This window comes from Lysinibacillus sp. NPDC094177, from assembly GCF_050279145.1.
Lineage (GTDB): Bacteria > Bacillota > Bacilli > Bacillales_A > Planococcaceae > Lysinibacillus.
The window spans coordinates 343121-368367 of the sequence record NZ_JBNNTW010000001.1 but is presented as its reverse complement, the minus strand read 5'-3'; the positions used below and the strand labels follow the sequence as shown (position 1 = coordinate 368367).

The window sequence follows — 25247 nt, the reverse complement described above, 5'->3', positions numbered from 1 at the left end:
TTAATCTACACGTTTTGTAGATTAAATCTGCCTTTTTTAAATAGTAACAATCTTTGAACAGCTTTGTTTAAAAACCACGGAGTTTATTTTTGTAAATATGTATCATATAGGTGATGAAGCGCATCTTCGCCAGTCATTTCTAGAATAGTTTTGTCATTAAAAATAAGTGTTACATTTGTGAGAGTGCTATCAATTTTATTGTTCTTAATAGTGCACGTAACCCTTACTACTCCTGTTTCTGCTAGTTGTTTTTTCATCGAATCATCCCACTGTTGTTCAGAAAATAGAGGTGCTTGCCATGTACCTCTCACATGAAGCTCATTTTTTTCAGCGTCATAATCCCAGCGTACGTCACGTAAAATAGTTTTAAATAGGTCATTAACCGTAAAAGATGTATCTTTATAGTTAATGTCAATTGCTCGTATAGCATGTACATCACGACCAACTGCACTAGCTGCAGTTTCTGCTGCTGAATTTATGCCTGAAACCGCTTCTTTAATTTCAGAGAGCGAATTATCACAGCCAGCTAGCAACGCACAAAGACATGTTATACAAGCTACTTTTGTCATCCATCTCACAAGTAGTCCCTCCAATATTGCAAGTTGTTATTACTATATTAACGAAAAGAAAACGGTGAAGAAAGGGCATGAGGACGGTAGATTGTGACGGTTTTGCAACGATACGACCTTCGCTCGAATGGTCAAGAAATTGGAAGTTTTAGTATCTGAAAATTTAGTTAATTCATCTACGTTCAACAATATTTTCTATAGTGAAAGCTACAATTACACCAAGGCGAAATTGATAAAAGAAAGGGAGCGGTTTGTGATGAAGATTAATGATGAATTACTGGAGCGATTAGGAACTTATTTCGTGTACCATGCTGTTTATGAAAACTATGGTATTACCTTTGAAAATTTTGTTGAGCGTTGGTTACGAGGGATACTTGTGGTATAAAAGAAGAAGAGTCGTGTCCATGAACACGACTCTTTTAACCTATTTCAGCAAAAGTCTTTGATTTATTTAAAATAGTTAGTGATAAATTGGTTGGCTTCTTGCCAGTTATAAACTCGTACGACATTGTCCGGAACAGCAAGACGGTTATATGGAGTGTCAAATAATACGACCGGTATTTTTAATTCCTCCGCAAGCATGACCGCATTATCATGTTTATCTTCAAAAAATGCCTCAACACCATGCTTTTTTGCTACAGAAACCTTATCATGACTACCGATGAGCTCGATATGATCGTACGGAATAGATTGTGATTTAAACCAATTTACCGTAACCTCTGATACATTTTCACCACGAGCAGAGATGTAATAAAGTTCGTAGTTTTCTTTCCACGTATTTAAAATATCTTGTGCATCTTTAGCCGCTTCAGATACTTCGTACATAAACGGCTCATTTTCTTTAAACCATGTATTAAATGCTACACGATCAACGGGGTGGGGGAATGCTGATAAAAAATCATATTCGCACACATCGTCAAGCGTAATATTTACATTGTATTGTTTATTTATATGTGGAATGAGTGTACTAGGACATGTCACAGTTCCATCGATATCAATACCAAAGCGGGGCTTTTTCATGCTAGCACCTCCTTAGGCGTTTGCTTTTTCTGCTTCTTCAGCTGCGCGTTTTTCTGCCATTTCAGCTGCTAATTTATCGATTTCCTTTTTCAACTCTTCAACCATTGTTTCTTCAGGCACTTTACGAACTGTTTTGCCCTTCATAAATAGTAAACCTTCACCACGAGCACCAGCAATACCGATGTCGGCTTCGCGTGCTTCACCAGGACCATTTACCGCACAACCAAGAACAGCGACTTTTAACGGTACATTAAGTTTAGAAATATATTCCTCAACTTCATTGGCAATTGAAATTAAATCAATTTCGATACGACCACATGTTGGGCAAGAAATAAGGGTTGCCATATTAGAAGCAAGACCGAATGATTTTAATAGCTCACGTGCTACTTTTACCTCTTCAACAGGGTCTGCAGATAGTGAAATACGTAACGTATTACCAATACCTTTTGAAAGGATTGCACCAAGGCCAGCCGCTGATTTTACAGTACCAGCAAATAATGTACCTGATTCAGTAATTCCTAAATGTAGAGGATAATTAAATGCTTTAGCCGCTTTCTCATAAGCTTCAATTGCTAAATTTACGTCTGATGCTTTCATTGATACGATAATATCGTGGAAGTCCAAGTCTTCCAAAATTTTAATATGATGAAGTGCAGATTCTACCATACCATCTGCAGTAGGGTAACCATATTTTTCTAAAATGTGACGCTCTAATGAACCAGCGTTTACCCCGATGCGGATTGGAATACCTTTAGCCTTAGCTGCATTAACAACAGCCTCTACTTTTTCTTTACGTCCAATATTACCTGGGTTAATACGAACTTTATCGATACCATTTTCAATTGCTTTTAATGCTAATTTATAGTCAAAGTGAATATCAGCTACTAATGGAATATGGATACGTTTTTTAATTTCTGCAATCGCATCAGCTGCACGCTCATCTGGTACTGCTACGCGAACAATTTGACAGCCTGCTTCCTCGAGACGAAGAATTTCTGCTACTGTTGCTTCGACATCATGTGTTTTTGTTGTACACATACTTTGAATGAATAATTCATTACTACCACCTATTGTTAAGTTACCGACACGCACGGGACGTGTATTTGTACGGTGACAAATTTCACTCATTAACTTTCTCTCCTTTTCGGGCCATACTTTCGACCGTCACTGACATTTATTTTAGCAGTGTAAGAAAATAAGGACAAGGAAGAAACGCTAACTTTTCATTTTCCGCATTTATTTTCAAATTCAAATGATAGAGGAAGCTTAATATTTTCACCAGGAATAAGTGCCTGTAATTGTAAGTGCGGGTTTAATTCATAAAATAGCTGTAAACGTTCAGGAAAGGTCATGGGTACTTTTGCAGGATGAAGTGCAAATAAACTGTGAATGGTATCGCCTTGTATAGTCTGTATAGTGATATAATTTGGCTCTCGCTGCTTTTCACAAAGGGCGTTTTCTGTATTTTTCGGATACAAGGTAGCAAAATGTAATGATCCTTCTGTTAAATCTACTTTCACGACAAAAGCAAAAATAATGATGATAGCTGTTAACACTAAAGCACGCAAAAAATCCCCTCCTTTTCTAACACTATATTTAGAAGAGAGGGGAATCATGCACATTATTTTTTTGCAATTGGTTGTTTTGGGTATTTTGTGATGGCTACGATTAATAGAGTCACGGTTAAAAGTAGAGAAAAAACAGAGATAATTGTACTGTTAATCGGTAGATAATCTGATAGCATACTTATAAGAACTGCCCAAGTCATGGCAAATGTTGTCGTACGCCAAATATGACGGTATTCTCCGCGACGCTTCATAACTTTTAAGATAAATAGTCCTGCCAGGGCATAAAGGGCAATTTGTGCAAAAATAAGCATCGTTGTAAAAACAAAAAGCATGATGAATGTCACGGGGTATAATAACCATTTAACGCCTTCTATGTATTCAGTTATACCATTTAAACTATTCATATCAAATGTATCAACAGACATACCAGCCGTAAAACGACCAAAAGAGAAAACTGTAACAACAGTTATTAGAAGAAAGGTATATTGAATGACTTTTCCGATAGGTAATATACGATAAGCAGCAAGTTTTTTTGGATGTATTAAGCTATCGATAAATAGTTGTGAGTGTTTCATAACATATCTCCTCCAATCGCTATTTTACCATGTTCAACTTTGACAAGATATGAAATAAGTAATAATAACTGAGAATACGATAATTAAATGTTAATATTGTGTAAAGAAGTTAAAGGTTTTCTTTACTTTTTCTATACTATCATTTAAAGATTAGGAATAGAGTAGTAGAGACGTAGGAATTGGAGCGAATACAATTGACAATAGATTGGCAAAGCATACTGTTTCAATTTTTAGGTGGTTTAGGAGTCTTTTTATTTTCCATTAAATTCATGGGGGATGGGCTCCAAAAATCGGCAGATGATCGACTGCGTGAATGGCTGAATCGTTTTACAACAAATCCTTTAATGGGAGTGTTAGTGGGCATTGTTGTGACGGTTTGTATCCAGTCGAGCTCTGCAACGACAGTGATTACAGTTGGCCTAGTTAGTGCAGGGTTTTTAACATTGCGTCAAGCAATCGGTATTATCATGGGAGCAAATATTGGCACGACAATAACCGCATTTATTATCGGTATTAATATTGGGGTTTATTTTTATCCGTTATTGGCAATTGGTGCTGGGTTGTTATTTTTCTTTAAGAAATCAACATATCAGTATATCGGGCAAATATTATTTGGCTTCGGGGGATTATTTTTAGGATTAGAGTTAATGAGTGCAAGCATGCAGACACTTCATCAATTAGCGGACTTTGCATCATTAACGATACATCTAAGCGATCAGCCAATTATAGGAATTTTTTTAGGAACAGTTTTTACATTGCTTGTTCAAAGCTCAACAGCGACTGTTGGTGTGCTACAGGGCTTATATGCTGAGCATTTAATTGGCTTAGATAGTGCTTTACCTATTTTATTTGGTGAAAATATAGGTACGACCATTACAGCAGTATTAGCTTCACTTGGTGCTTCTATATATGCTAAACGTGCGGCAGCGGCGCATGTGCTATTTAATATAATAGGTACTTTCATTTTCATGGTGTTCTTTACACCATTTATGCATTACGTTCAGTGGATTAGCGGGCTATTTCATTTAGAAGCGAAAATGCAAATAGCGATAGCGCATGGCTTATTTAACGTGATTAATATGATGATTCAACTACCATTTATCGGAGGATTGGCTGCGCTTGTCACGAAGCTAGTTCCTGGCCATGATGGAAATATTGATGTGACAACGAAGCATTTAGATCCATCATTTATTGATTCTTCTCCAGCGATTGCACTTGGGCAAGCGAAGGAGGAGGTGTTACGTATGGGAGAGCATGCACTTCATGGTTTAGAAGAAACATTTTTATATATGAAAACAGGTGAGGCTGCTCATATTCCTACAGTTTTACAACTAGAGATGGCTCTAAATCATTTAGATAAGGAAATCACGAATTATTTAGTGATGGTGTCTAAGCAGCCACTTTCTCGTGCAGACTCAGTAAGACACCATACACTTCTAACAAATGTACGAGACATTGAACGTATTGGTGATCATTTTGAAAATATTTTAGAGCTTTTACAATATAAAGATCATCACGAGGTAAATTTAAGTAAGTCAGCTCGACAAGATTTAATAGGCATGTTTAGCTTAGCTATTGAAGCTGTACGAAAAAGTATAGCCGCTCTGGATACAGCTAGTTTGAGTTTGGCACAGGAAGTAACTGAACTCGAAAGTTTGATAGATGATATGGAAGATAAGCTAAGACAAAAGCATATTGCACGCTTAAATACAAATGAATGTAATGGAGCGGCGGGAATCGTCTATACGGATATCGTTAGTAATTTAGAGCGTATAGGAGATCATGCTGTAAATATAGCTGACTCTATTTTAGGAATTAGACATTAGGGCGTAATTGTTGCTATAGCTGCGCTTTCGCTACAGAAAACAACCGCTGAATGAAGATAAATGAAACCTTTAGCTTTGTAAATCCGTATGAAAGGCACTGCACTATTAAGCGGGTTAATTAGGATTATTGACTGGTAAAAGGATTTCTTTTTGAGATTGAGCTATGTAAGCCTATTTTTAGTTGATTGTAGCGGTGGAAGTGGCTCAGCTCTCGCTTAAAGCGAAGATCAGCGTTTTCTAATTAACTAACCTGGTGAGACAAAGGAGAGATTTTTTTATGGAAGTAGTTGGCTGGATCTTAGTGATTGCCTGTTTTATCATTTCATTCGTTGGATTGGTATACCCGATAATTCCAGGTGTGCTTTTTTTACTCGGTGGTTTTTTAGTATATGGATTATTTTTTTCATTTGCAGAGTTAAGCTGGTGGTTCTGGGCGAGTGAAATTATATTTGTTGTCATAATATTTGTTGCTGATTCTGTAGCAAATGCCTTTGGTATTAAAAAATTTGGTGGTTCAAATGCTGGTATGTGGGGCAGTACCATAGGTTTATTAATAGGTCCGTTCGTCATTCCGGTTGCAGGTATATTAATTGGCCCATTTTTAGGAGCGGTAATTGCAGAGTTAATCGTAGAGCGTCGTACGTTTGGGGAGGCTGTGAAAAGCGGTGTTGGGTCTCTCGTTGGCTTCTTAGCATCAACACTTTCAAAAGCAGTAATTCAAATCGTCATGATCGTTTTGTTCTTTATAGCGATATGATTTTTTTTGTATGAAGTTTATCAATTATGCCGAGGCATAATTGATAAAACAACAGGGTAAGATAGTAATCGTATTGGTTTTTCAGTCAAAAGGCTGAAATCTTCAATTTGAAGTATTTTTCGTTGAATGGTTTGACCAATTTTGATAATCTATGAATGTACTAATTATTTCTTTACTTTAGGGAGGAACTTAACAATGGCTTACGAATTACCACAATTAACTTACGCTTATGACGCATTAGAACCACATATCGATGCAAAAACAATGGAAATTCACCATTCGAAACACCACAATACTTATGTAACAAACTTAAACGCAGCAGTAGAAGGCACAGAATTTGCTGAAAAAGACATTAACGATCTTATTGCAAACATCGATGCTCTTCCAGCTGACAAACAAACTGCTGTACGTAACAACGGTGGCGGACATGCTAACCATACATTATTCTGGGAAGTAATCGCTCCAGGCGGTTCAAAAACTCCAGTTGGCGAAGTTGCAAAAGCAATCGATGCTAAATTCGGCTCTTTCGATGCATTCAAAGAAGAATTTGCAAAAGCTGCTACAACTCGCTTCGGTTCAGGTTGGGCTTGGTTAATCGTTGATGGTGACTCAGTTGATGTTACATCTACACCAAACCAAGACTCTCCAGTTATGGAAGGTAAAACTCCAATCCTAGGTTTAGACGTTTGGGAGCATGCTTACTACTTAAACTACCAAAACCGTCGTCCAGATTACATCGGTGCATTCTGGAACGTAGTAAACTGGGATGTAGTGGAAGCTAAATTCCAAGCTGCAAAATAATTTTTGTCTAATAGAAGGCTATGTCAAAGGTGATGAGTTACCGAGGCATAGCCTTTTTTGCTGTCTTTTTTTAGGTTCTATATTCTTTGGAGTATCCAATATAGTTTAAGATGGAGATGAATGTCCCAACACCCTGCTGAAAAAATTGGCGGTTAGTCAGCTGAAAAGGGAGGGGCGGTAGCCGGAACATTTGGGTGGAGCTTCACATTGTACCTCACCCTCCAATATTTAATGTAAAAACTATTTTTCAAGCAATCGGTAAAAAACAGAAACTTTTCATCTTAAAGTGCCGTCAAATAAATGATGTTTTCAATGATAAATTCGCAAGTGCATGCTTTCCTGTCGTACCTTCGAATGGTATACTAAATATCGTGTGTATTTAAATTGTAATTAGATGAGGAGGGGAATACATATGCGCAAAGCACCGGGAAAAAATCGCGCGACGAGTGTTAAAGCAAAACATCATTCTAATTTAACATTTCGTATGAATGTCCTTTTCTTTGCTATATTTATCGTATTTTCGATGCTAATTTTTAGACTTGGCTATATGCAAATCGTAAAAGGGGAAGATTATGTACGCGATTTAGAGCGCAAAGAGGAGGTAGCTGTCAATACAAGCGTGCCAAGGGGACGTATGTATGATCGATACGGGCGTATTTTAGTGGATAACCAACCAGAAAATGCCATTACGTATACAAAAATGTCGACGACAACAACAAAGGAGATGCTAGGCATAGCCGAAAAGCTGGCACAATTGATTGAGCAGCCAACAAACCGTGTCACTTTACGTGATAAACAGGATTTTTGGATCATAAAAAATCATGACGCTGCCTATGCAAAGGTAACAGAGAAAGAAAAAAAGAAAATTAGAGCACAAGAAAATGTACCAGAAAGTCAAATCAATGCACAGATAGATAAGCTTGTTCGTGAACGAATTACAAACGAAGAATTATTGCAATTGACAGAAAAGGACTTAGAGGTATTAGCAATCTATCGAGAGATGGCATCAGGCTACAATTTATCACCGCAAATTATTAAGAGTGAAAATGTATCAGCCGATGAATTTGCACGTGTCTCTGAGCGTTTAACTCAACTACCAGGCGTTAACACAACAACTGACTGGAAGCGTCTGAAATTATCATCACTCGCTATTTTAGGACGCACAACAGTACCAGCAAAAGGCATTCCAAAAGAAAAGCTGAATTATTATTTAGCTCGTGATTATTCACGGAATGACCGTGTTGGTGAAAGTTATATTGAAGCGCAATATGAAGATTTACTGCAAGGACAAAAATCAGTTGTTAAAAATATTACGAATAAAAAAGGACAGGTAGTCGATACTATTACGACCTATGAGGGTGAGCCTGGGAAAGATTTAAAACTTACAATTGATAGTGAGCTACAATTAGAAACGGAAAAAATTGTCGAGCGAGAATTACTTAAGCTAAAATCACAAGGGGGTTCTTATTTACTTGATCGTGCCTTTTTAGTCATGATGGACCCAAATACAGGCGACATTTTAGCGAATGTTGGTAAAAAAATTGAGAAAAATCCTGAAACAGGGAAAAATGAAGTCGTCGATTATTCGTATGGTACCTTTACAACAGCTTATGAGTCTGGCTCTGCAGTTAAGGCAGCGACATTACTAACTGGGTATAAATTAGGAGCCATTACTCCAACAACTGTATTAGGAGATGAACCAATTTGGTTAAAGGGTACTGATGCGAAAAAATCCATTTTTAACCATGGTGGCTATATTGCAATGGATGGTTTAAATGCCTTGGAGCAATCTTCTAACGTTTATATGTTTAAAACAGCTTTGCTTATTAATGGAACACCATATAGCCGTGGGATGCCACTTCGTTTAAATGATGATACATTCCCCAAAATGCGTAATTCTTATGCGCAATTCGGGTTAGGTGTAAATACAGGGATTGATTTACCAAATGAATTTAGTGGAGTACAAGGTCCAACTGGTCCAGCCTACGGGGGGAAAGCACTTGACTTAGCGATTGGGCAGTATGATACGTATACACCGTTACAATTGGTACAATATATCTCGACAATCGCAAATGGCGGCTATCGTATTCAACCACATGTTGTGAAAGAGGTACGTGAGCCATCAAAAGATGGGGAGTCGCTAGGTCAATTAGTAACAGAAATAGGACCAACAATTTTAAATCAAATTGATAATTCTTCAGATGAAATTAATTATGTGAAAAAAGGATTACGTCGTGTTTATACGGGCGCAAAAGGTACAGCAAAAAGACAATTTGGAAATGCACCGTATACAGCGGCAGGGAAAACAGGTACAGCAGAAGTAGTTTACTATGGGCCGTTAAAACAATATTTTGGTACAAATACCATTAACTTAACTCATGTTGGCTTTGCACCGTATGATAATCCTGAAATCGCCTACGCAGTTGTTATTCCATGGGCAACGACTAACACAAGTGTGCATTTATCAAATAATAATGTCATTGCTCGAGAAGCTGTCGATAAATATTTTGAGTTAAAAGAAAAATATAAAGCCGAAAAAGTAACTGATAGTGATGTAAAACAACCAATTTTACCAGCTATTTCAAAAGACAAAATTGGTGAAGAAGAGCAAAAATAAGAGAAACCGCTAGTGCATTTCAATGCCTAGCGGTTTTTTTACAGTTTCAGAGTATTATTGAATACCCCGCAAAAACACGGTATGAAAGATTCCAATTTTCATACCGTGTTTTATTTATTTTTATATAGAAGACTTTTTATACAGATAATTGTTGAATAGCTATTTCGAATTGTTGTTTCGGCTTTATTCCATAAAGCTCTATATTATTACAAAAATAAGACTCTACCATAAAATCAACGGCTTCCTGTAGAGTAAATTCCCGATGTTCCATAACAAGTGTTAAATATGTTTTAAAGTAATTGGCATTTTGTACTTTTGCATGATTAATCACAAAGTCAAACTCCTCATAGATTATTTCTTGACACAATTGCTTATTATAGCATCTTTCCAATAGGAAGCAAGTTTATCTTCATTCAAAAGAAGACTCCCACCTCTGAAGGGGAAGATTGATGCGGATGCGGATCAATTTCAGTGAGTGTCTAGAGGAACTCAGTCTAAGAACACCACGTCCTGTGGCAATTTGTCTGTGCGACAGCGGTAATTACGCCAAGGCGATATTGATAGCAATTGTAAATTCATCTTTACAATCGTTTACAAAACATCACATTCCTTTACATCTCTTTTACGAACTGTTTATACGACTTCAACATTCAGTCATTATAGTAAAGATTGTAAGACAAACAACTATAAAAATGTTAGTAACGGAGGCAAATGAGATGAAAAAGTGGAAGTACTTAACGATGACAGCGGTAATGGGTTCAGCATTAATGCTTGGTGCATGTGGTAACGACTCTGCACAAAAAGGTAACAATGCAGAAACAAGCGCACCAGCGAGCTCAGGGCAAAGCGCTGCTGACGAAAAACTGCAAGGGGCTGTAGCTGGAGATGGCTCATCAACAGTAGCACCAATTATTGAAGCAGTTGTTGAAGAGTATGCAGGGACTCAACCAGATGTCAAAGTATCGGTAGGTGTTTCAGGTACTGGTGGTGGTTTTGAAAAATTCATCGCAGGTGAGACAGACTTTTCTAATGCATCTCGTCCAGTAAAAGATGAAGAGAAAGCAAAACTTGAAAAAGCAGGAATTGCTTATACAGAGCTTCCTATAGCATATGATGGTTTATCAGTAGTCGTGAATCCTGAAAACGATTGGGCGAAGGATTTAACAGTCGAACAATTAAAGAAAATTTGGGCAGAAGATGGTAAAGAGAAAAAATGGTCTGATATCGATCCATCTTGGCCAAACGAAAAAATCGTGTATTACTCACCAGGTACTGACTCAGGTACGTACGATTACTTTGATGAAGTGATTTTAGACGGTGCTGATCTAGCAAAATCAGCAACATTATCAGAGGATGATAATATGCTAGTTCAAGGTGTAGCAGGTGACAAAAACGCAATCGGCTTCTTCGGCTACGCTTACTACTTAGAAAATAAAGATAAATTAAGTGTTGTGAAAGTAAATGGTGTTGAGCCAACAAATGAAACAATCAAAGATGGTGATTATAAGCCACTTTCGCGCCCATTATTCACTTATGTAAAAAATAGTGCGATGAAAGATAACGCAGCTGCGTATGATTTCATCAAATTTACTCTTGAACACGCGGGAGATATGTCAGAAGCAGTTGGCTATGTCCCTCTAACAGAAGATAAATATGCTGAAGCTTTAAAAACTTTAGAAGGCTTAAAATAAGAGACATGCATAGAGGGAAAGAGATGTATGCTCTTTCCCTCCCTTATTTGAAAGGAGTACCCAATGGTTTCTCAAAAAGAAAACAAGACAACATCTGTGCAGCAATTAATTGCAAATTCGCGCAATCATAAAACAAAGAAAATAGTGGAAAAAGCAATGCCAGCTCTATTATTTTCTGCAGCTCTTATCTCTATATTGACGACATTTGGCATTGTTTTCACCCTTATTTTTGAAACGTTTGAATTTTTTAAACGTGTTTCGATTACGGATTTCCTCTTTGGTACACAGTGGCTACCTTTTTCAGGGAAGGAACCATTATTTGGGATTTTACCATTAATCGCAGGAACATTGAAAGTCACTCTTATTGCTGTTGTCGTAGCAGTACCATTTGGGATTGCTTCAGCAATATATTTAAGTGAGTATGCAAGCGAAAAAGTAAGACGTACGGTTAAGCCTGTTTTAGAGATATTAGCAGGTGTGCCAACAATCGTTTATGGTTTCTTTGCATTAACATTTGTAACACCAATGTTACAGCAAATTATTCCGGAATTGAAACTCTTCAATGCACTTAGTCCAGGTATTGTTGTTGGGATTATGATCTTACCGATGATCACGTCACTTTCAGAGGATGCTATGTCATCTGTTCCAAATAGTATGCGTGAAGGAGCTTTAGCTCTTGGGGCTACGAAGTTTGAAGTATCTATTAAAGTAGTATTACCAGCCGCATTATCAGGCATTATCGCTTCAGTTGTTCTCGCTATTTCCCGGGCAATTGGAGAAACGATGATTGTATCACTGGCAGGGGGCGCTACACCTAAATTCGATTTAAATGTGACAGACTCGATTCAAACGATGACTGCGTATATTGTCCAAGTTGCAACAGGTGATGCTGGTTATGGTACGACAATTTATTATTCTATTTATTCAGTTGGATTCACATTATTTATCTTTACTTTAGTGATGAATTTACTCGCTCAATTTATTTCGAAACGCTTCAGGGAGGTTTACTAGCATGCGCTATATTGATGACACGGTCGTCATGAAACGAATGACAAAGCGTATTACATTCAATAAAGTTTGGAAAGCTCTATTTTTACTAGCAACGACCTTTGCATTAGTGACACTAGCTATTTTGCTTTACCGTATTGTGACACAGGGTGTCGACTATTTAACAATCGACTTTTTAACAAATTTTGCTTCGCGTTTTGCAGATAAAGCGGGCATAAAGGCGGCTCTAGTAGGTTCACTTTGGCTGATGGCAGTTGTTGCTCCAGTGTCCATTATTTTAGGTGTAGGGACAGCGATTTATTTAGAGGAATATGCAAAGAAAAATAAACTAAATGACTTTATTCGTTTGAATATTTCTAACTTAGCAGGTGTGCCTTCCATCGTTTTTGGTTTACTTGGGTTAACAATTTTCGTTCGAATGATGGGATTAGGAAAAAGTGTTTTAGCAGCTGGTTTAACAATGAGTTTATTAATTTTACCAGTTATTATTGTTGCGGCACAGGAAGCAATTCGTGCAGTACCGAATGATCAACGAGAAGCTTCTTATGGTATGGGAGCGACGAAATGGCAAACGATTGTGCATGTTGTGTTACCAGCTGCCATTCCTGGTATTTTAACGGGAAGTATATTAGCGCTGTCTCGTGCGATTGGTGAAACGGCACCACTTGTTGTTATTGGAATTCCTGTTATTTTGCAGTTTTTACCTAATGGTTTATTGAGTCAATTTACTGCTTTACCAATGCAAATATATGATTGGGCAAAACGCCCGCAAGAGGCATTTCAAAATGTAGCGGCAGCAGGTATTTTAGTACTTATGACAGTACTGTTACTGATGAATTCTATTGCCATCTTTATTCGAAATAAATTCCAAAAACGTTATTAATGAGGTGACCTTATGGTACTAGATTTTAAAGAGGAAAAATCAGTTGTCAAATCGATTCATATGGCTACAAAGCCAGCAGCTGATGTTGCTAAAAAAGTAGTGTACGATACACGTAATTTAAATCTATGGTACGGCGATCATCATGGTTTAAAAGATATCAATTTAAGCATATATGAAAATGAAGTGACAGCTATAATTGGCCCATCTGGCTGTGGGAAATCTACCTATTTAAAAACTCTTAATCGTATGGTAGAGCTTGTACCGATTGTTCGAACATCAGGGGAAATTATTTATCGTGAGCGTAATATTTTAGACAAAGGCTATACTGTTGAGGAATTGCGGACTCGTGTTGGAATGGTATTCCAGAAGCCAAACCCATTCCCGAAGTCTATCTACGATAATATTGCTTACGGCCCACGTATCCACGGTGTGAAAAATAAGAAGATTCTTGATGAAATTGTCGAAAAGTCTTTACGTGGTGCAGCAATTTGGGATGAAGTAAAGGATCGCTTAAATCAAAATGCATATGGTTTATCAGGCGGTCAGCAACAACGAATCTGTATAGCTCGTTGTTTAGCGATTGAACCAGATGTTATTTTAATGGATGAGCCAACATCTGCACTTGACCCAATTTCTACATTAAAAGTCGAGGAACTTGTACAAGAGCTGAAAAAAGATTATTCAATTATTATTGTGACACATAATATGCAGCAAGCGGCGCGAATTTCTGATCGTACAGCATTTTTCCTAGATGGAGAGGTCGTTGAATACGATAAAACAGACGTTATCTTCCAAACACCAGCAGATCAACGTACTGAAGATTATATTTCAGGTCGTTTCGGCTAAGGGGGAGCATTAGATGGTCTTACGTGAACGTTTTGAACAGGAATTAAAAGAAGTCCAAGAACAATTTATCGAGATTGCTAATAGTAGTATCAACGCACTTAAATTAGCATTCGAAGCATTATTAAATCAGGATTTAGAAACATCGTTAAAAATACTTGAGGACGATTTAATCATCAATCGTCTTGAAGAAGAAATCAATGATCATGTTATTTTAATGATTGCTAAGCAGCAGCCTGTTGCTACAGATTTGCGTCGTCTCATGGTGCTTGTCAAAGCAGCATCTGATATGGAAAGAGTAGGGGACTATGCTGTTAATATTGCAAAAGAAACGATTCGTATTGGAAAAGAGCCGCTTGTCTTCCCTACAACAAATCTGCAAACAATGTGTAATAAGACTATAGAAATGCTAGAGAGTATAATTAAAGCCTTTACAGAGGAAGACACTGTTCATGCCAAGGAAATTGCTGAACTAGATGATTACGTCGATGATTTATATGGTGCGACAATAACGCTATTGCTACGTGCCGGAGCTGAAAATCCATCACATATTTCTCAAATCACACACTTAACATTTGTTTGCAGATATTTAGAGCGCTCAGCTGACCATGCAACAAATATTGCTGAACACTTATTTTACTTAGTCAAAGGTAAACATTATGAATTAAATAATTAGTTAGAGAAGAGCCAATGATAGGCTCTTTTTTGTTTGTCGATATAAGAATAAAGTGTATATCCAACAAAGGTTAATTTTCACTCCGAGTTGGCGCTTTCCGCTGGCTTGGCTTCAACTACTTTCAGCAATTTTTTTCTGTATCGAAAGCGTAGCGACAGGTACAGGTGTTTGGACACCCGCTGAAAGTAATTAAAGCCTCCGGCGGATGTCACGCGGAAAGGAGTTCTTTGTGCAGGCACAAAGCCGATTCCGGACGCAATTATGCCGAGGCATAATTGATCAATCTCCTCGTCACTACGTTCCTGCGGGGCTTTTAGCGCAAGCTCATCCCACAGGAGTCGCCACTTTCCGTGAAAAATCAACAGCTCCCCATCATTAGTATGAGCGGATAAGCTGAAACAAAATATTATTATGACTATGATTAACAAACAAAAAAGATCTGGTTATAAAGGAGTGTGTTCCATTATCTTCTATATAAAGAAAGTCTCACCGTAAAAAAGAGAGACGATTTCAACGCTCCTACAAAATACTGATTGTTTAAGACTCACGATTAAATCATAATACAGCTTAATTCAATTAGGGGTAACATTAGTCTGCAAATCAGAGAAGAGCCAATAATATGCTCTTTTTTCATAGTGTTAAAAAACAAACGGTTAAGAAGATTATTGTAAATATGGTGTTGCTTTAAATGAGGATTGTTCCATGCTACTCGCTTTCCTATGGCGAGTATCCAGCCGCTTCCTTCGCTTGCGTTATTGCTATCGTTCCACTTTCGTACAAAAGCACTTCTGTTGCCACCGCTCCGCTTTCGCACATAAAAACATTGCTGAAGTTGTGTTTTAGCACTATAAATTAGGATAAAATGACAGAATATACATGCTACGCGGAGTGTTTGATTGGAGTGGAGGCTGGGCGGCTCCTTAGGGATTAGCAAATAGAGGAACGAAGGCTAAAACCATCACGTCCTGTGATAACGCCTTCGTGACCAACATCCTGCTGTTGCTGTCGCTACGTTGCACTACGCTTTCGCACAGACAAAAACACTGTGCTGTCGCTACGTTAACACTACGCTTTCGCGCAAAAAACAACTGTTGGCCCAAGCGGCTCATCGGACGCCCCTAGGAAAGCGCCCAGCTGGAACGGAAATCAAACACTCGTTTTACCAAAGTACCATACTTTATTTAATAGAATACTTAATTTTGTAGGCATATAGTTTTCCATGACATTTTTAAATAACAGCAACATTGTTAATAAAAATAGCGTCAAAATACAGCAAGAGTTATTGTATTGTCAAAAAATTATTTTGGTTATACTATAGACATTATCCAAAAAAACTTGCTGAGGAGGTGCTGCTTCGTGAAAGACGCTATAGAATCACTCATAGAGGAATTTGATCTGGAATTCACATCAGAACAACGTGATTTTTTACGTTTTCTATATGAAAACTTACATCTTGAGGAATTAAGTGACAAGGAACAACATTTTTTTATTGATTATTTTTACAAAAGTGAAATATTACGAAATATGGCAGCATTTGCACTTGAATTGGCAGATAGTATGCGTGAAATTTGTGAAAATATACCAGCTATTGAGCAAGCCGAACGATTGGCCAATGGAAAAGAGCAGCGCTTGTATTATGAGAGTAAGCAGCAGGTAGCTAGACGTCAAAAGCTAAATCGTCAAACAATAAAAAAGGGAAACATCCTATATATTCCGTTTGATGAATACAAAAAAGAAACAGGTCCAATTATTATTTGTCTTGAACAAACAAATGGTATGGCGGCATATACTGATATTTGTAAAAGCATGATTTTACCATTATTTATGAACGCGCACAGTGAGCATCGAGACTTATATATCGTTCCATATGACTGTCAAATTCATGTACATTATCGATTTGAAAACGGCCGTATAAATTTATCCGATTTTAAGGATTTTATTGAATATAAGACAAAGGGAGAAGCTGCAGTTCTACCTGTTCTCCATTTTGTAAAGGGTTTGCTCCAGGAAAATCAACATTGTAAAAAAGCGGATATAATTATATTTACAGAAGGTACTCCTATCGATGGGCAACATCTCGTTGGAAAGCAAGCGAAGGCAGTACTTGACGAAATGAAGCGTAAGTATCATGCTGAGTTTTTGGTTATCGCTATGCATGAACATAATTTTAATGAGCAACAATTTTGGTTTGCTAATAAGGCTTTTTTTGCGGATGATGCTATACAATAAAAAAGGAGCTGATCGTCTTTGCAGATCGGCTCCTTTTTTGAATATACATAGTAATTTGAGGAGAATGATATGAATTCATTAAAATGGTTATTACCAAATATTTCAGCCCCAACGTGGATGGAAGTTATTATTGCCGTTGCACTTTGTGTAATTGGTTGGCTTTTTCAGCATTTTATTATAAAGAAAATTATTAATCGTACTGTTACATTTTTGAGAGATCGTCAGCGTAACTTTCAGGCAACTGTACTCGCACAATTTAATAAAGCGATCCGCTATGCATTTATGTCGGCAGTAATTGTACTCAGCTTATCAATATTATTAGAAGTCTTTTTATTTACACATGTAGCAACTAAAAATTTTGTATTGTCTATTATGGTATTTTTCGCTTTTAAAGGCGTATACGATGTATTAAATTTTTATACAAAGCAGCCACTACCGTTGAATAGCGATGAGGAACCTAATGTCCTGTTACCTTTTTTTCTACGTATAGGAAAAGTGCTTATCATGATATTAGCGATGTTTACGATTGCTTCTTTCTGGAATTTTAACTTGAATGGCTTTTTAACAGGGATTGGCTTAACGGGTGTAGCGATTGCCTTCGGTATTCGAGACACACTATCGCATGTTTTTGGCGGAATGTCAGTTGCACTTGATAACCCGTTTCAAATTGGCGATTGGATAGCAACAGAGGACCAAAAAATTGAAGGAACCATTGAGGATATTAATCTAAGAAGTACCTTAATTCAAACGGGTGATAAAGGGCTTGTTTATGTACCTAACTCCTATTTGGTAAATCGACCAATCTATAATTTATCGAGACGAGAAAAACGAAAATGTGAGCAATTTTTATTTGTAGCTGCTGACAATAAAGAAGAAAAATTACGTAATGCTTTAAGTGCTATTCAAAAGGAAATTTATTTACATGCTAATACAGAAAAAGAAATGATTCATGTATTTATAGATGAATTTTATCCAACCTCTTATCGCATCCTTGTGCGTTTCTATGTGGCAACAAATGATACGGCAATTATGCTAAATGTGCGACAGGATATTTTGTTTGCTATTCGTCAAATCTTTCAAGAACTAAATATTATACTAGCTACTCCAGCTGAAGATGAATGGCTTCGTAATAAAAAATAATTTGAATTGTTAGTTTTTTTGCTTTACAATGTATACATGTTATCAGCTATGATGAAGAATAGTAGCTATTATTATTTGTTATAGAGAGCTAGTGGCTGGTGGAAACTAGTACAAATAAATGGTGAATGGACTTCGGAGCTCTAATCCTGAATAAAGTAGGGATTAGCGTTTGCCTACGTTAAAGGGCATAGAGTGGGTCTTATAATAAGACCAATGAAGGTGGCACCACGGCTTTTCCGTCCTTTTGTGATGGAAAGGCCTTTTTATATGTTTTGGCAGGAATGAACAGTGTTTACACAGTTCGTAATCCGGACGCAATGTTTTTATAGACGAAGTGCTAACGAAGCGGCAGCGTCAATACGCCAATGCATAATTGATACATTTTGGTGTAGAAGAGCAGAGCATAGTAAAGGAGAGAAAGAGTATGAAAGTTGAGCTTAGAAAGTTTGCCATGAAGGTATTACAGGGTGATATGATGACGCCAATTTCCGTTTATCAATCACTTGAAGGGAAGCAGAAGATGCTTTTCGAATCGTCTGCCAAGCATGAAGAAAGTGGACGTTACTCGTTTATTGCCATCAATCCAATTGCAGAACTGATTGGAGATAGGAATGGTTATTCTTTTACCAAGGGTGGAGAAACAGAAAAATCGAGCGACAATGTACTAGTAAAATTAAAGCAAGTTATGCCATTTCATAAGGCACAATACCCATTCGCATTTTTTGGAGGAGCTATTGGTTTTTTTGGTTACGAAACAGCATTTTATACAGAGAAAATAGGTGAATACTTGCAGGATGATTTAGAAATGCCAGATGTTCATGTTTTTTTCTATGACACATTCATCGTTTTTGATCATTTAAAGCAAGAGGTTACATTAGCAGCGATTGATTTATTTGATGAGGGGCGTTCCCATGAAGCGATGGAGATGGCTATTTCTAAAATGGAGGAACAGCTTAATGCTGGAATAACGTTTGATGCGATGACGTTTGGAGAACTAGATTTCAGACCCATGATTGCCAAAGAAAATTTTGTAGCAATGGTTGAACGCGCTAAGCAGCATATTCGTAAAGGTGACATTTTCCAAATAGTCCTATCACAACGTTTTACATCACCATATACAGGTAATACTTTTGCTTTATATCGTCAGTTACGTACATCTAACCCTTCACCATATATGTTCTATATGGATTTTGGTACGTATACCATTTTAGGAACATCTCCTGAAAGTCTCGTCAAGGTAAAGGATCGAAAGGTAACGACAAACCCTATCGCAGGAACGAAGCCTAGAGGTAAAACAGTGGAGCAGGACCAATTGATTGCTGAAGGGCTACTAAACGATGAAAAAGAAATCGCTGAACATCGTATGCTAGTGGATTTAGGTCGTAATGATCTTGGTCGTATTGCCAAAGTGAGTTCAGTGAAGCTTATGAAATATATGAATATTGAGCGTTATAAACATGTTATGCATATTGTATCAGAGGTTATCGGCGAATTACGTGATGATGTACATGTGTTGGATGTTCTCCGAGCTTGCTTGCCTGCCGGTACAGTATCAGGTGCGCCGAAAATTCGTGCTATGCAGCTAATTAATGAACTAGAGCCTGTGAAGCGTGGTGTCTATGCAGGTGCAATAGGCTATATTTCCACTACAGGGGATATGGATTTAGCTCTAGCCATTCGGACAATGATCATAAAGGATCATCGTGCCCATGTTCAGGCAGGGGCTGGTATTGTGCACGATTCTGTGCCCTTGTCTGAATACGAGGAAACACTAAATAAAGCTCGTGCGCTATTGGAGGTAAAACAATGATTTTACTAATCGATAACTATGATTCATTCACATATAATTTATTTCAGCAAATAAGTACGCTTGGGAAAGATGTAAAAGTAGTACGTAATGACGAAATGACAATCGAAGAAATTAAGAAAATTCAACCAGAAGCCATTATTTTATCACCTGGCCCAGGTACGCCATCTGATGCAGGAATAACAGTGGATGTTGTCAAAGAGCTTTATACGAAATTTCCGATTTTGGGCATTTGCCTTGGGCACCAATCGATAGGGCAAGCTTTTGGAGGTAGCATCGTTCAGGCTAAAAATATTATGCACGGAAAATTATCTACGATTCAATTCGAAAAAACAGGCTTATTTGCTCAGTTAGACGGTAACATCGAAGTAATGCGCTATCATTCTCTCGTGATTGAGCAAAGCACGTTACATGAGGATTTCAATATTCTAGCAAAGTCCAATGATGATGGTGAAATTATGGCGATTCAACATAAGGAGTACCCACTTTTTGGGTTGCAATTTCACCCCGAATCCATTGGGACTCAAGAGGGCAGTATAATGATGCAAGCCTTTTTAGAACTAGTTTCATAAACTAAACAAAATAGGCTGTCATCAAAAATCAGTTGTGCGATTTTTGATGACAGCCATTGTTATTCTAGATATTTACAGCCAATTGAATGGTAGTATTATTGCTTTTTCCCTGTAATCAATTTTGCAATTTCCTCCAATGACATCGAAGAATTGATTTCGTAAGAGCCAATTTGTAAGCTTCGAGAGTATTTAGGGTTAGCAAGTAAAAGTTCCATTTCAACACTATTTTCGATGATGCCACCATCTTCAAGCTTTTTTGCGACAGAATACGGTGCGATACCGTTGTAAATTTGAAGTGTCATAGTGGCAACATCGGCCGCTGGGGCATCTACCGATTCATGGTTGTCTTTAGCTTTTGTTTCAGTTGCATCGGTCTTCTGAGTAGTTTCCTTAGGAGCTTGCTTAACTTGCCCCTTTAACAATGCAATTTCTTTATTTGCCTGTTCGAGCTTTTTCTGCAGCTTCTCTACATTTTCTGTATGTGAGGAAGCTTTAGTTGGAAGACCGATATTGAGATCAAAACGAGCTGCTAAAGCTAGCGAAGCTCCTACAAGAAAAAGTGCAATGCCAAATGCACGGATAGCGGACTTATTCATGAACTACCTACCTCCATTTGCAATTACTTGACGGACTTGCTCTTCTGTTAAATTTGAACGGATACTTATGTCGGCAACAGAAAGCCCCTGCTTATTAAGTTCAAGCACCTGACTTATAATAATTTGATGGATAGGTTTTGATTTTGGAGCAGCTTGTCCTGTCTTCGATGTCTGAGCAGCCTGTTGAACAGCTTGCATGACCTGTTGGACCTTAGGATTTGGAATAGAGTTATTTTGCACTGGCGGTGTTTTAACCTGAAACTCTGGCTCTAATAACAGCTCCTCCTCAACAATTTTCAGACGACGTTTTAAGTTATTGGTTTCTTGAAAAATAGAGATGGATAGCTCCTCAACATCTTGTTCGACTTTTTTCGCGCTATTTTTGAAAAAGAACGACACAATAATTAGGAGAATCCCTGCAATCATAAGTATGATGGATAAATCCAATAGTTTCACCTCATTAAGTATGTAATTATAAGGTATTTTACCATATGCAAACTTAATATGAAATGAAGGTAGATTTTTTTTCAGTTTATGTTATAATAGGTTAGTCGTATAAATCATGCTCAAAATTTAAATTCTTGATATAGAGTGGGAGGGTTAATAATGCGCGTAAACATTACTTTAGCTTGCACAGATTGCGGCGAACGTAACTACATTTCTAAAAAGAACAAGCGTAACAATCCAGAGCGTCTTGAACTTAAAAAATATTGCTCTCGCGAGAAGAAATACACTCTTCACCGTGAAACTAAGTAATCGCTCATTAAGCCAAAACCACAAGTGGTTTTGGCTTTCTACATTTTTATCTTCATTTAGTAGAAGACAGCCACCTCTAAAGGTTGAGAGATGAATGAGGATGAGGTTTCTAAGAATGCGACGTCCTGTGGCAATTTATCTGCGCGAAAGCGAAGCGACAGCCGCAATTACGCAAGACGAAATTTAATAGGAGGTAGCTTAGCATGGATAAAACAACTTTACGGAACGATGTAAAGGAAGCTCTTGCCAAGATGAGCGAAGTAGCTTACTATGATCAATCATTTGCTGTAGTAAAAAAAGTGCTGCAGGAACCATATATAATAGAAGCAAATATAATCGGCATCACCATTTCTAATAAGCCAGAAGTCGACACAATTCAATTAATAGAAGAACTGTGGCAGCTTGGTAAAATAGTAGCTGTGCCTAAATGCAATCCAAAAACAAGAGAAATGTCGTTTTACGCCATTAAATCGTTTGCCCAGCTTGAAACTGTTTATATGCATTTGCGTGAACCAATTCCAGAGAAGTGTGAGTTTGTTGACGCAAATGAAATGGATGTCATCCTTGTTCCGGGAGTTGTTTTTGATAAGTTCGGCTATCGAATAGGTTACGGCGGTGGTTATTATGATCGCTATGTATTAAACTGTAAAAAGGGTAAGCTCATGTCTCTGTTATTTAATGAGCAGCTATATGAACATGTACCTAAAGAAGTGCACGATTGCCCAGTAGATATCATTGTGACACCGACAAAACGTATTGACTGTGTAACACAACGAGGAGCGAACTAAAATGGACAAAATGTTAGATATTTATGAATTATTAAAAACATATGGCACTTATATTTACACACGAGATCCCATTGGTGATTTGATGTTAATGGAGGATGAAGTTCGTGAGCTGTATAAAGCGAATGTACTAGATATTAAAGATTACCAAATGGCATTATTACTAATTAGACAAGAAACAACAAAGCTTCGCATGAAAGAGAATAATCAGTAATGTTTTAATTATTATCCATTTGTGGTATTGTAATAATAATGTAACATGTATGTAATATTCTTAAAAAACAGTGGTTTTCCACTGTTTTTATGATTTATGAAACTTTTTACAAACGAAAACGTATATATTACTATCTGGCGCATGTACGAACAAGGAGAACAGTTTTCCTAAAATATATCTATTGATTATCTGTAAAAAAAAGATTAAGATATATTTTGTTTCAGTAACAAATTGTTAAAAATTATTAATTTTTTTGTAAGAAAGTAGGGAGGATGTTAGGAATGAAATCAATAAAGTGGCCTAAACATTCATTTATGATACTAGCAATTGTAGCAACTTGGATTAAAACGGTCATTGTTTATCACACGAGCTTTGAGATGAAAATCGAAAATGCGATGCAACAATTTATTTTGTTTATTAATCCATTAAGCTTCTTGCTATTTGCTTATGGTATATCGTTATTCTTTAAATCACCAAAAGTTAAAAATCGTTATATAATTACTATTAGTGTTATTTTATCGATTGTCTTATACGGAAATGTGGCGTTCTATCGTTTCTACAACGATTTTATTACGATACCAGTACTATTCCAAACAAGTAACTTTAGTGATTTAGGAACGTCCGTAGCAGCGATTGTAAGCCCTTGGGATTTATTATATTTTATCGATGTACTTATTCTAATTTTAGCTAATAAATATTTGCCAAAAATGAAAGATGCAATAAAAGTCAACGTGGAATTCCGTCGCGCGTATTTCGTATTAGCGATTGCTGTTTCGTTCTTAAACTTAGGATTAGCTGAAACAGAGCGCCCACAATTGTTAACTCGTAGCTTTGACCGTGAATTACTAGTGAAAAACATTGGTACTTACAACTACCATTTGTATGATATTTATATTCAATCAAAATCTTCTGCTCAACGTGCATTAGCGGATGGCAGTCAATTAGTAGAAGTGAACAACTATATTCGTTCTAATCAAGCAGCGAACAACCCTCAAATGTTTGGTAAATACAAGGATCGAAATTTGATTGTTGTTTCAATGGAGTCTTTACAAAACTTTGTGATTAATAACCAAATGGACGGTCATGAAATTACACCATTCTTAAACTCTTTAACAAAAGATAAAGATACGTATTATTTCAGTAACTTCTATCACCAAACTGGATTAGGGAAAACTTCTGACTCAGAGTTTATTACAGAAAACTCATTGTTCGGCTTAGGTCGTGGTGCGGTATTCTTCACACATGGTGGAAATACGTACAACTCAATGGCTGAGCGCCTTGGAGATAATGGCTACTATACAAATGTCATGCATCCGAATAATAAATCATTCTGGAATCGTGACATGATGTATCAATCATTACACATTAATAAATTCTATGACATAGATTCATATAAGATTGGCGAAGGGCAAGCTGTTAACTGGGGTATGAAAGATATTCCATTCTTAGAGCAATCAGCAGCATTAATGAAAGATATGCCACAGCCGTTCTATTCTCGATTAATTACTTTAACGAACCACTATCCATTCACATTGGATCCAGAAGATGTAATGATTCCTGAATATACTTCAAACTCAGGTACATTAAATCGTTATTTCCAAACAGTTCGCTATATGGATGAAGCACTTAAAGACTTCTTCCAAAGTTTAAAAGATCAAGGTTTATATGATAATTCTATTATTGTAATGTATGGTGACCATTACGGTATTTCTGAAAACCACAACAAAGCGATGGCTCAATATTTAGGAAAAGATAGCATTACACCATTTGATAATGCATTACTACAAGAAGTACCTTTATTTATCCATATCCCTGGATCAGGTGATGGGAAAGAAATGACAGAGATTGCAGGACAAATGGATTTACGTCCAACAATTCTACACCTTCTTGGCGTTGAAACTTCAAAAGATATGCAACTTGGTGCAGATTTATTCTCACCAGAGCATGAAGATTTCGTTGTTTTCCGCGACGGTCGTTTTGTAACAGATAAATATGTATATGCTGGTGAAGCTTGCTATGACAAAGCAACTGGTGAAGAAATTGATGGTAAGCCATGTCAGCCATACGCAGATCGGGCTACGAAAGAACTAGAAAATTCTGATGCCATCATTAACGGTGATTTACTCCGCTTCTATGACCAAAAGACAGGTAATTTGAAGCAAGAGGCAGTCAAATAACAAAAAGAGAGATCTCATGTTTAATGAGATCTCTCTTTTGTTCTTAAATAGCTTCGTGGAAATATTTACATAATATCGTTAAACTAGAATTTTCAACGCTTAGGAGGCCTGTTAGATAGCTTAGAGATAGATGAATG

General features: G+C 37.1%; 27 protein-coding genes and 1 other annotated feature. Of the genes, 18 read left to right on the top strand and 9 right to left on the bottom strand.

The window, feature by feature from the left end:
• Window positions 1-83: 83 nt before the first annotated feature.
• On the bottom strand, window positions 84-569 hold the full coding sequence (locus ACQKNC_RS01750; RefSeq protein ID WP_427423501.1) for a hypothetical protein: 486 nt from the start codon (window positions 567-569) through the stop codon (window positions 84-86).
• 256 nt (window positions 570-825) lie between these two features.
• Between ACQKNC_RS01750 and ACQKNC_RS01745 the strand changes: the two genes are divergently transcribed.
• Window positions 826-954, top strand: coding sequence for a hypothetical protein (locus ACQKNC_RS01745; protein WP_427423172.1), 129 nt, complete (start codon window positions 826-828; stop codon window positions 952-954).
• A 62-nt stretch (window positions 955-1016) separates the two neighbouring features.
• Here the strand turns inward: ACQKNC_RS01745 and ACQKNC_RS01740 are convergent, their stop codons facing one another.
• The 4 genes from ACQKNC_RS01740 to ACQKNC_RS01725 all read right to left on the bottom strand — a co-directional run bounded on the left by ACQKNC_RS01740 (window position 1017) and on the right by ACQKNC_RS01725 (window position 3732).
• Window positions 1017-1589 (bottom strand): 5' nucleotidase, NT5C type, encoded by a 573-nt coding sequence (locus ACQKNC_RS01740; RefSeq protein WP_427423171.1) that lies wholly within the window; start codon window positions 1587-1589, stop codon window positions 1017-1019.
• 12 nt (window positions 1590-1601) lie between these two features.
• Window positions 1602-2717, bottom strand: a complete 1116-nt coding sequence (gene ispG / locus ACQKNC_RS01735; RefSeq protein ID WP_427423170.1) for a flavodoxin-dependent (E)-4-hydroxy-3-methylbut-2-enyl-diphosphate synthase — start codon at window positions 2715-2717, stop codon at window positions 1602-1604.
• A gap of 95 nt (window positions 2718-2812) precedes the next feature.
• Entirely contained in the window at window positions 2813-3157 is a 345-nt protein-coding gene (locus ACQKNC_RS01730) for a hypothetical protein (protein WP_427423169.1), read from the bottom strand.
• Window positions 3158-3210: 53 nt separating this feature from the next.
• Window positions 3211-3732: a DUF1189 family protein gene (locus ACQKNC_RS01725; protein ID WP_427423168.1), complete on the bottom strand. Its 522-nt coding sequence runs from the start codon at window positions 3730-3732 to the stop codon at window positions 3211-3213.
• A 194-nt stretch (window positions 3733-3926) separates the two neighbouring features.
• Here ACQKNC_RS01725 and ACQKNC_RS01720 point away from each other — a divergent pair, with 194 nt between their 5' ends.
• The 4 genes from ACQKNC_RS01720 (at window position 3927) to ACQKNC_RS01705 (ending at window position 9733) form a co-directional block, all read left to right on the top strand.
• Window positions 3927-5558 carry a Na/Pi cotransporter family protein gene (locus tag ACQKNC_RS01720; protein WP_427423167.1) on the top strand — a complete coding sequence of 544 codons (1632 nt, stop codon included), beginning with the start codon at window positions 3927-3929 and terminating at the stop codon, window positions 5556-5558.
• Window positions 5559-5835: 277 nt separating this feature from the next.
• Window positions 5836-6315 (top strand): DUF456 domain-containing protein, encoded by a 480-nt coding sequence (locus ACQKNC_RS01715; RefSeq protein WP_427423166.1) that lies wholly within the window; start codon window positions 5836-5838, stop codon window positions 6313-6315.
• A gap of 195 nt (window positions 6316-6510) precedes the next feature.
• A complete protein-coding gene (locus ACQKNC_RS01710) occupies window positions 6511-7116 on the top strand; it encodes a superoxide dismutase (RefSeq protein WP_427423165.1) in 606 nt (201 codons plus the stop codon).
• A gap of 412 nt (window positions 7117-7528) precedes the next feature.
• Window positions 7529-9733, top strand: a complete 2205-nt coding sequence (locus ACQKNC_RS01705) for a peptidoglycan D,D-transpeptidase FtsI family protein (RefSeq protein WP_427423164.1) — start codon at window positions 7529-7531, stop codon at window positions 9731-9733.
• Window positions 9734-9869: 136 nt separating this feature from the next.
• Here the strand turns inward: ACQKNC_RS01705 and ACQKNC_RS01700 are convergent, their stop codons facing one another.
• Window positions 9870-10064, bottom strand: coding sequence for a hypothetical protein (locus ACQKNC_RS01700; RefSeq protein ID WP_427423163.1), 195 nt, complete (start codon window positions 10062-10064; stop codon window positions 9870-9872).
• 385 nt (window positions 10065-10449) lie between these two features.
• Here ACQKNC_RS01700 and ACQKNC_RS01695 point away from each other — a divergent pair, with 385 nt between their 5' ends.
• The 5 genes from ACQKNC_RS01695 (at window position 10450) to phoU (ending at window position 14834) form a co-directional block, all read left to right on the top strand.
• On the top strand, window positions 10450-11424 hold the full coding sequence (locus ACQKNC_RS01695) for a PstS family phosphate ABC transporter substrate-binding protein (protein WP_427423162.1): 975 nt from the start codon (window positions 10450-10452) through the stop codon (window positions 11422-11424).
• Between the two features lie 63 nt (window positions 11425-11487).
• Window positions 11488-12435, top strand: coding sequence for a phosphate ABC transporter permease subunit PstC (gene pstC / locus ACQKNC_RS01690; RefSeq protein ID WP_427423161.1), 948 nt, complete (start codon window positions 11488-11490; stop codon window positions 12433-12435).
• Between the two features lies 1 nt (window position 12436).
• Window positions 12437-13315 (top strand): phosphate ABC transporter permease PstA, encoded by an 879-nt coding sequence (gene pstA / locus ACQKNC_RS01685; RefSeq protein WP_427423160.1) that lies wholly within the window; start codon window positions 12437-12439, stop codon window positions 13313-13315.
• 60 nt (window positions 13316-13375) lie between these two features.
• On the top strand, window positions 13376-14161 hold the full coding sequence (gene pstB, locus ACQKNC_RS01680; RefSeq protein WP_427423500.1) for a phosphate ABC transporter ATP-binding protein PstB: 786 nt from the start codon (window positions 13376-13378) through the stop codon (window positions 14159-14161).
• 13 nt (window positions 14162-14174) lie between these two features.
• Window positions 14175-14834, top strand: coding sequence for a phosphate signaling complex protein PhoU (gene phoU, locus ACQKNC_RS01675; RefSeq protein WP_427423159.1), 660 nt, complete (start codon window positions 14175-14177; stop codon window positions 14832-14834).
• 77 nt (window positions 14835-14911) lie between these two features.
• Here phoU and ACQKNC_RS01670 read toward each other — a convergent pair whose 3' ends face one another.
• Window positions 14912-15196, bottom strand: coding sequence for a hypothetical protein (locus ACQKNC_RS01670; RefSeq protein WP_427423158.1), 285 nt, complete (start codon window positions 15194-15196; stop codon window positions 14912-14914).
• A gap of 994 nt (window positions 15197-16190) precedes the next feature.
• On the opposite strand from ACQKNC_RS01670, the gene ACQKNC_RS01665 reads away from it, so the two are divergent.
• The 4 genes from ACQKNC_RS01665 to ACQKNC_RS01650 all read left to right on the top strand — a co-directional run bounded on the left by ACQKNC_RS01665 (window position 16191) and on the right by ACQKNC_RS01650 (window position 20582).
• Window positions 16191-17063 carry a hypothetical protein gene (locus ACQKNC_RS01665; RefSeq protein WP_427423157.1) on the top strand — a complete coding sequence of 291 codons (873 nt, stop codon included), beginning with the start codon at window positions 16191-16193 and terminating at the stop codon, window positions 17061-17063.
• A 69-nt stretch (window positions 17064-17132) separates the two neighbouring features.
• Window positions 17133-18203, top strand: a complete 1071-nt coding sequence (locus ACQKNC_RS01660; protein WP_427423156.1) for a mechanosensitive ion channel family protein — start codon at window positions 17133-17135, stop codon at window positions 18201-18203.
• A gap of 39 nt (window positions 18204-18242) precedes the next feature.
• Window positions 18243-18450: a binding site (T-box leader), on the top strand.
• A 177-nt stretch (window positions 18451-18627) separates the two neighbouring features.
• Window positions 18628-20013 (top strand): anthranilate synthase component I, encoded by a 1386-nt coding sequence (trpE, locus tag ACQKNC_RS01655; protein WP_427423155.1) that lies wholly within the window; start codon window positions 18628-18630, stop codon window positions 20011-20013.
• Window positions 20010-20582 carry an anthranilate synthase component II gene (locus ACQKNC_RS01650; protein ID WP_427423154.1) on the top strand — a complete coding sequence of 191 codons (573 nt, stop codon included), beginning with the start codon at window positions 20010-20012 and terminating at the stop codon, window positions 20580-20582. The genes trpE and ACQKNC_RS01650 overlap by 4 nt, the downstream gene beginning before the upstream one ends.
• Before the next feature lie 95 nt (window positions 20583-20677).
• On the opposite strand, the gene ACQKNC_RS01645 is transcribed toward ACQKNC_RS01650, so the two are convergent.
• Window positions 20678-21178 carry a hypothetical protein gene (locus ACQKNC_RS01645; RefSeq protein ID WP_427423153.1) on the bottom strand — a complete coding sequence of 167 codons (501 nt, stop codon included), beginning with the start codon at window positions 21176-21178 and terminating at the stop codon, window positions 20678-20680.
• A 3-nt stretch (window positions 21179-21181) separates the two neighbouring features.
• Window positions 21182-21634 (bottom strand): hypothetical protein, encoded by a 453-nt coding sequence (locus ACQKNC_RS01640; protein ID WP_427423152.1) that lies wholly within the window; start codon window positions 21632-21634, stop codon window positions 21182-21184.
• A 150-nt stretch (window positions 21635-21784) separates the two neighbouring features.
• On the opposite strand from ACQKNC_RS01640, the gene rpmG reads away from it, so the two are divergent.
• From rpmG to ACQKNC_RS01620, 4 genes are all read left to right on the top strand, one after another.
• Window positions 21785-21934 (top strand): 50S ribosomal protein L33, encoded by a 150-nt coding sequence (rpmG, locus tag ACQKNC_RS01635; RefSeq protein WP_008408521.1) that lies wholly within the window; start codon window positions 21785-21787, stop codon window positions 21932-21934.
• Window positions 21935-22137: 203 nt separating this feature from the next.
• A complete protein-coding gene (locus tag ACQKNC_RS01630) occupies window positions 22138-22722 on the top strand; it encodes a 5-formyltetrahydrofolate cyclo-ligase (protein WP_427423151.1) in 585 nt (194 codons plus the stop codon).
• Window position 22723: 1 nt separating this feature from the next.
• On the top strand, window positions 22724-22933 hold the full coding sequence (locus ACQKNC_RS01625) for a YqgQ family protein (RefSeq protein ID WP_427423150.1): 210 nt from the start codon (window positions 22724-22726) through the stop codon (window positions 22931-22933).
• 281 nt (window positions 22934-23214) lie between these two features.
• Complete coding sequence (locus ACQKNC_RS01620; RefSeq protein ID WP_427423149.1) at window positions 23215-25110, top strand: LTA synthase family protein; 1896 nt, start codon at window positions 23215-23217, stop codon at window positions 25108-25110.
• The last annotated feature ends 137 nt before the right edge of the window (window positions 25111-25247 follow it).

Excerpts from the sequence above, each read along its gene's own strand:
- ispG (WP_427423170.1), bottom strand. The coding sequence starts at position 2,717 with ATGAGTGAAATTTGTCACCGTACAAATACACGTCCCGTGCGTGTCGGT.
- ACQKNC_RS01715 (WP_427423166.1), top strand. The coding sequence starts at position 5,836 with ATGGAAGTAGTTGGCTGGATCTTAGTGATTGCCTGTTTTATCATTTCA.
- pstB (WP_427423500.1), top strand. The coding sequence starts at position 13,376 with ATGGCTACAAAGCCAGCAGCTGATGTTGCTAAAAAAGTAGTGTACGAT.
- ACQKNC_RS01750 (WP_427423501.1), bottom strand. The coding sequence starts at position 569 with ATGACAAAAGTAGCTTGTATAACATGTCTTTGTGCGTTGCTAGCTGGC.
- ACQKNC_RS01695 (WP_427423162.1), top strand. The coding sequence starts at position 10,450 with ATGAAAAAGTGGAAGTACTTAACGATGACAGCGGTAATGGGTTCAGCA.
- ACQKNC_RS01745 (WP_427423172.1), top strand. The coding sequence starts at position 826 with ATGAAGATTAATGATGAATTACTGGAGCGATTAGGAACTTATTTCGTG.
- phoU (WP_427423159.1), top strand. The coding sequence starts at position 14,175 with ATGGTCTTACGTGAACGTTTTGAACAGGAATTAAAAGAAGTCCAAGAA.
- rpmG (WP_008408521.1), top strand. The coding sequence starts at position 21,785 with ATGCGCGTAAACATTACTTTAGCTTGCACAGATTGCGGCGAACGTAAC.
- ACQKNC_RS01630 (WP_427423151.1), top strand. The coding sequence starts at position 22,138 with ATGGATAAAACAACTTTACGGAACGATGTAAAGGAAGCTCTTGCCAAG.
- ACQKNC_RS01625 (WP_427423150.1), top strand. The coding sequence starts at position 22,724 with ATGGACAAAATGTTAGATATTTATGAATTATTAAAAACATATGGCACT.
- ACQKNC_RS01645 (WP_427423153.1), bottom strand. The coding sequence starts at position 21,178 with ATGAATAAGTCCGCTATCCGTGCATTTGGCATTGCACTTTTTCTTGTA.
- ACQKNC_RS01705 (WP_427423164.1), top strand. The coding sequence starts at position 7,529 with ATGCGCAAAGCACCGGGAAAAAATCGCGCGACGAGTGTTAAAGCAAAA.
- ACQKNC_RS01740 (WP_427423171.1), bottom strand. The coding sequence starts at position 1,589 with ATGAAAAAGCCCCGCTTTGGTATTGATATCGATGGAACTGTGACATGT.
- ACQKNC_RS01660 (WP_427423156.1), top strand. The coding sequence starts at position 17,133 with ATGAATTCATTAAAATGGTTATTACCAAATATTTCAGCCCCAACGTGG.
- ACQKNC_RS01710 (WP_427423165.1), top strand. The coding sequence starts at position 6,511 with ATGGCTTACGAATTACCACAATTAACTTACGCTTATGACGCATTAGAA.
- ACQKNC_RS01650 (WP_427423154.1), top strand. The coding sequence starts at position 20,010 with ATGATTTTACTAATCGATAACTATGATTCATTCACATATAATTTATTT.
- trpE (WP_427423155.1), top strand. The coding sequence starts at position 18,628 with ATGAAAGTTGAGCTTAGAAAGTTTGCCATGAAGGTATTACAGGGTGAT.
- ACQKNC_RS01620 (WP_427423149.1), top strand. The coding sequence starts at position 23,215 with ATGAAATCAATAAAGTGGCCTAAACATTCATTTATGATACTAGCAATT.
- pstC (WP_427423161.1), top strand. The coding sequence starts at position 11,488 with ATGGTTTCTCAAAAAGAAAACAAGACAACATCTGTGCAGCAATTAATT.
- ACQKNC_RS01725 (WP_427423168.1), bottom strand. The coding sequence starts at position 3,732 with ATGAAACACTCACAACTATTTATCGATAGCTTAATACATCCAAAAAAA.
- pstA (WP_427423160.1), top strand. The coding sequence starts at position 12,437 with ATGCGCTATATTGATGACACGGTCGTCATGAAACGAATGACAAAGCGT.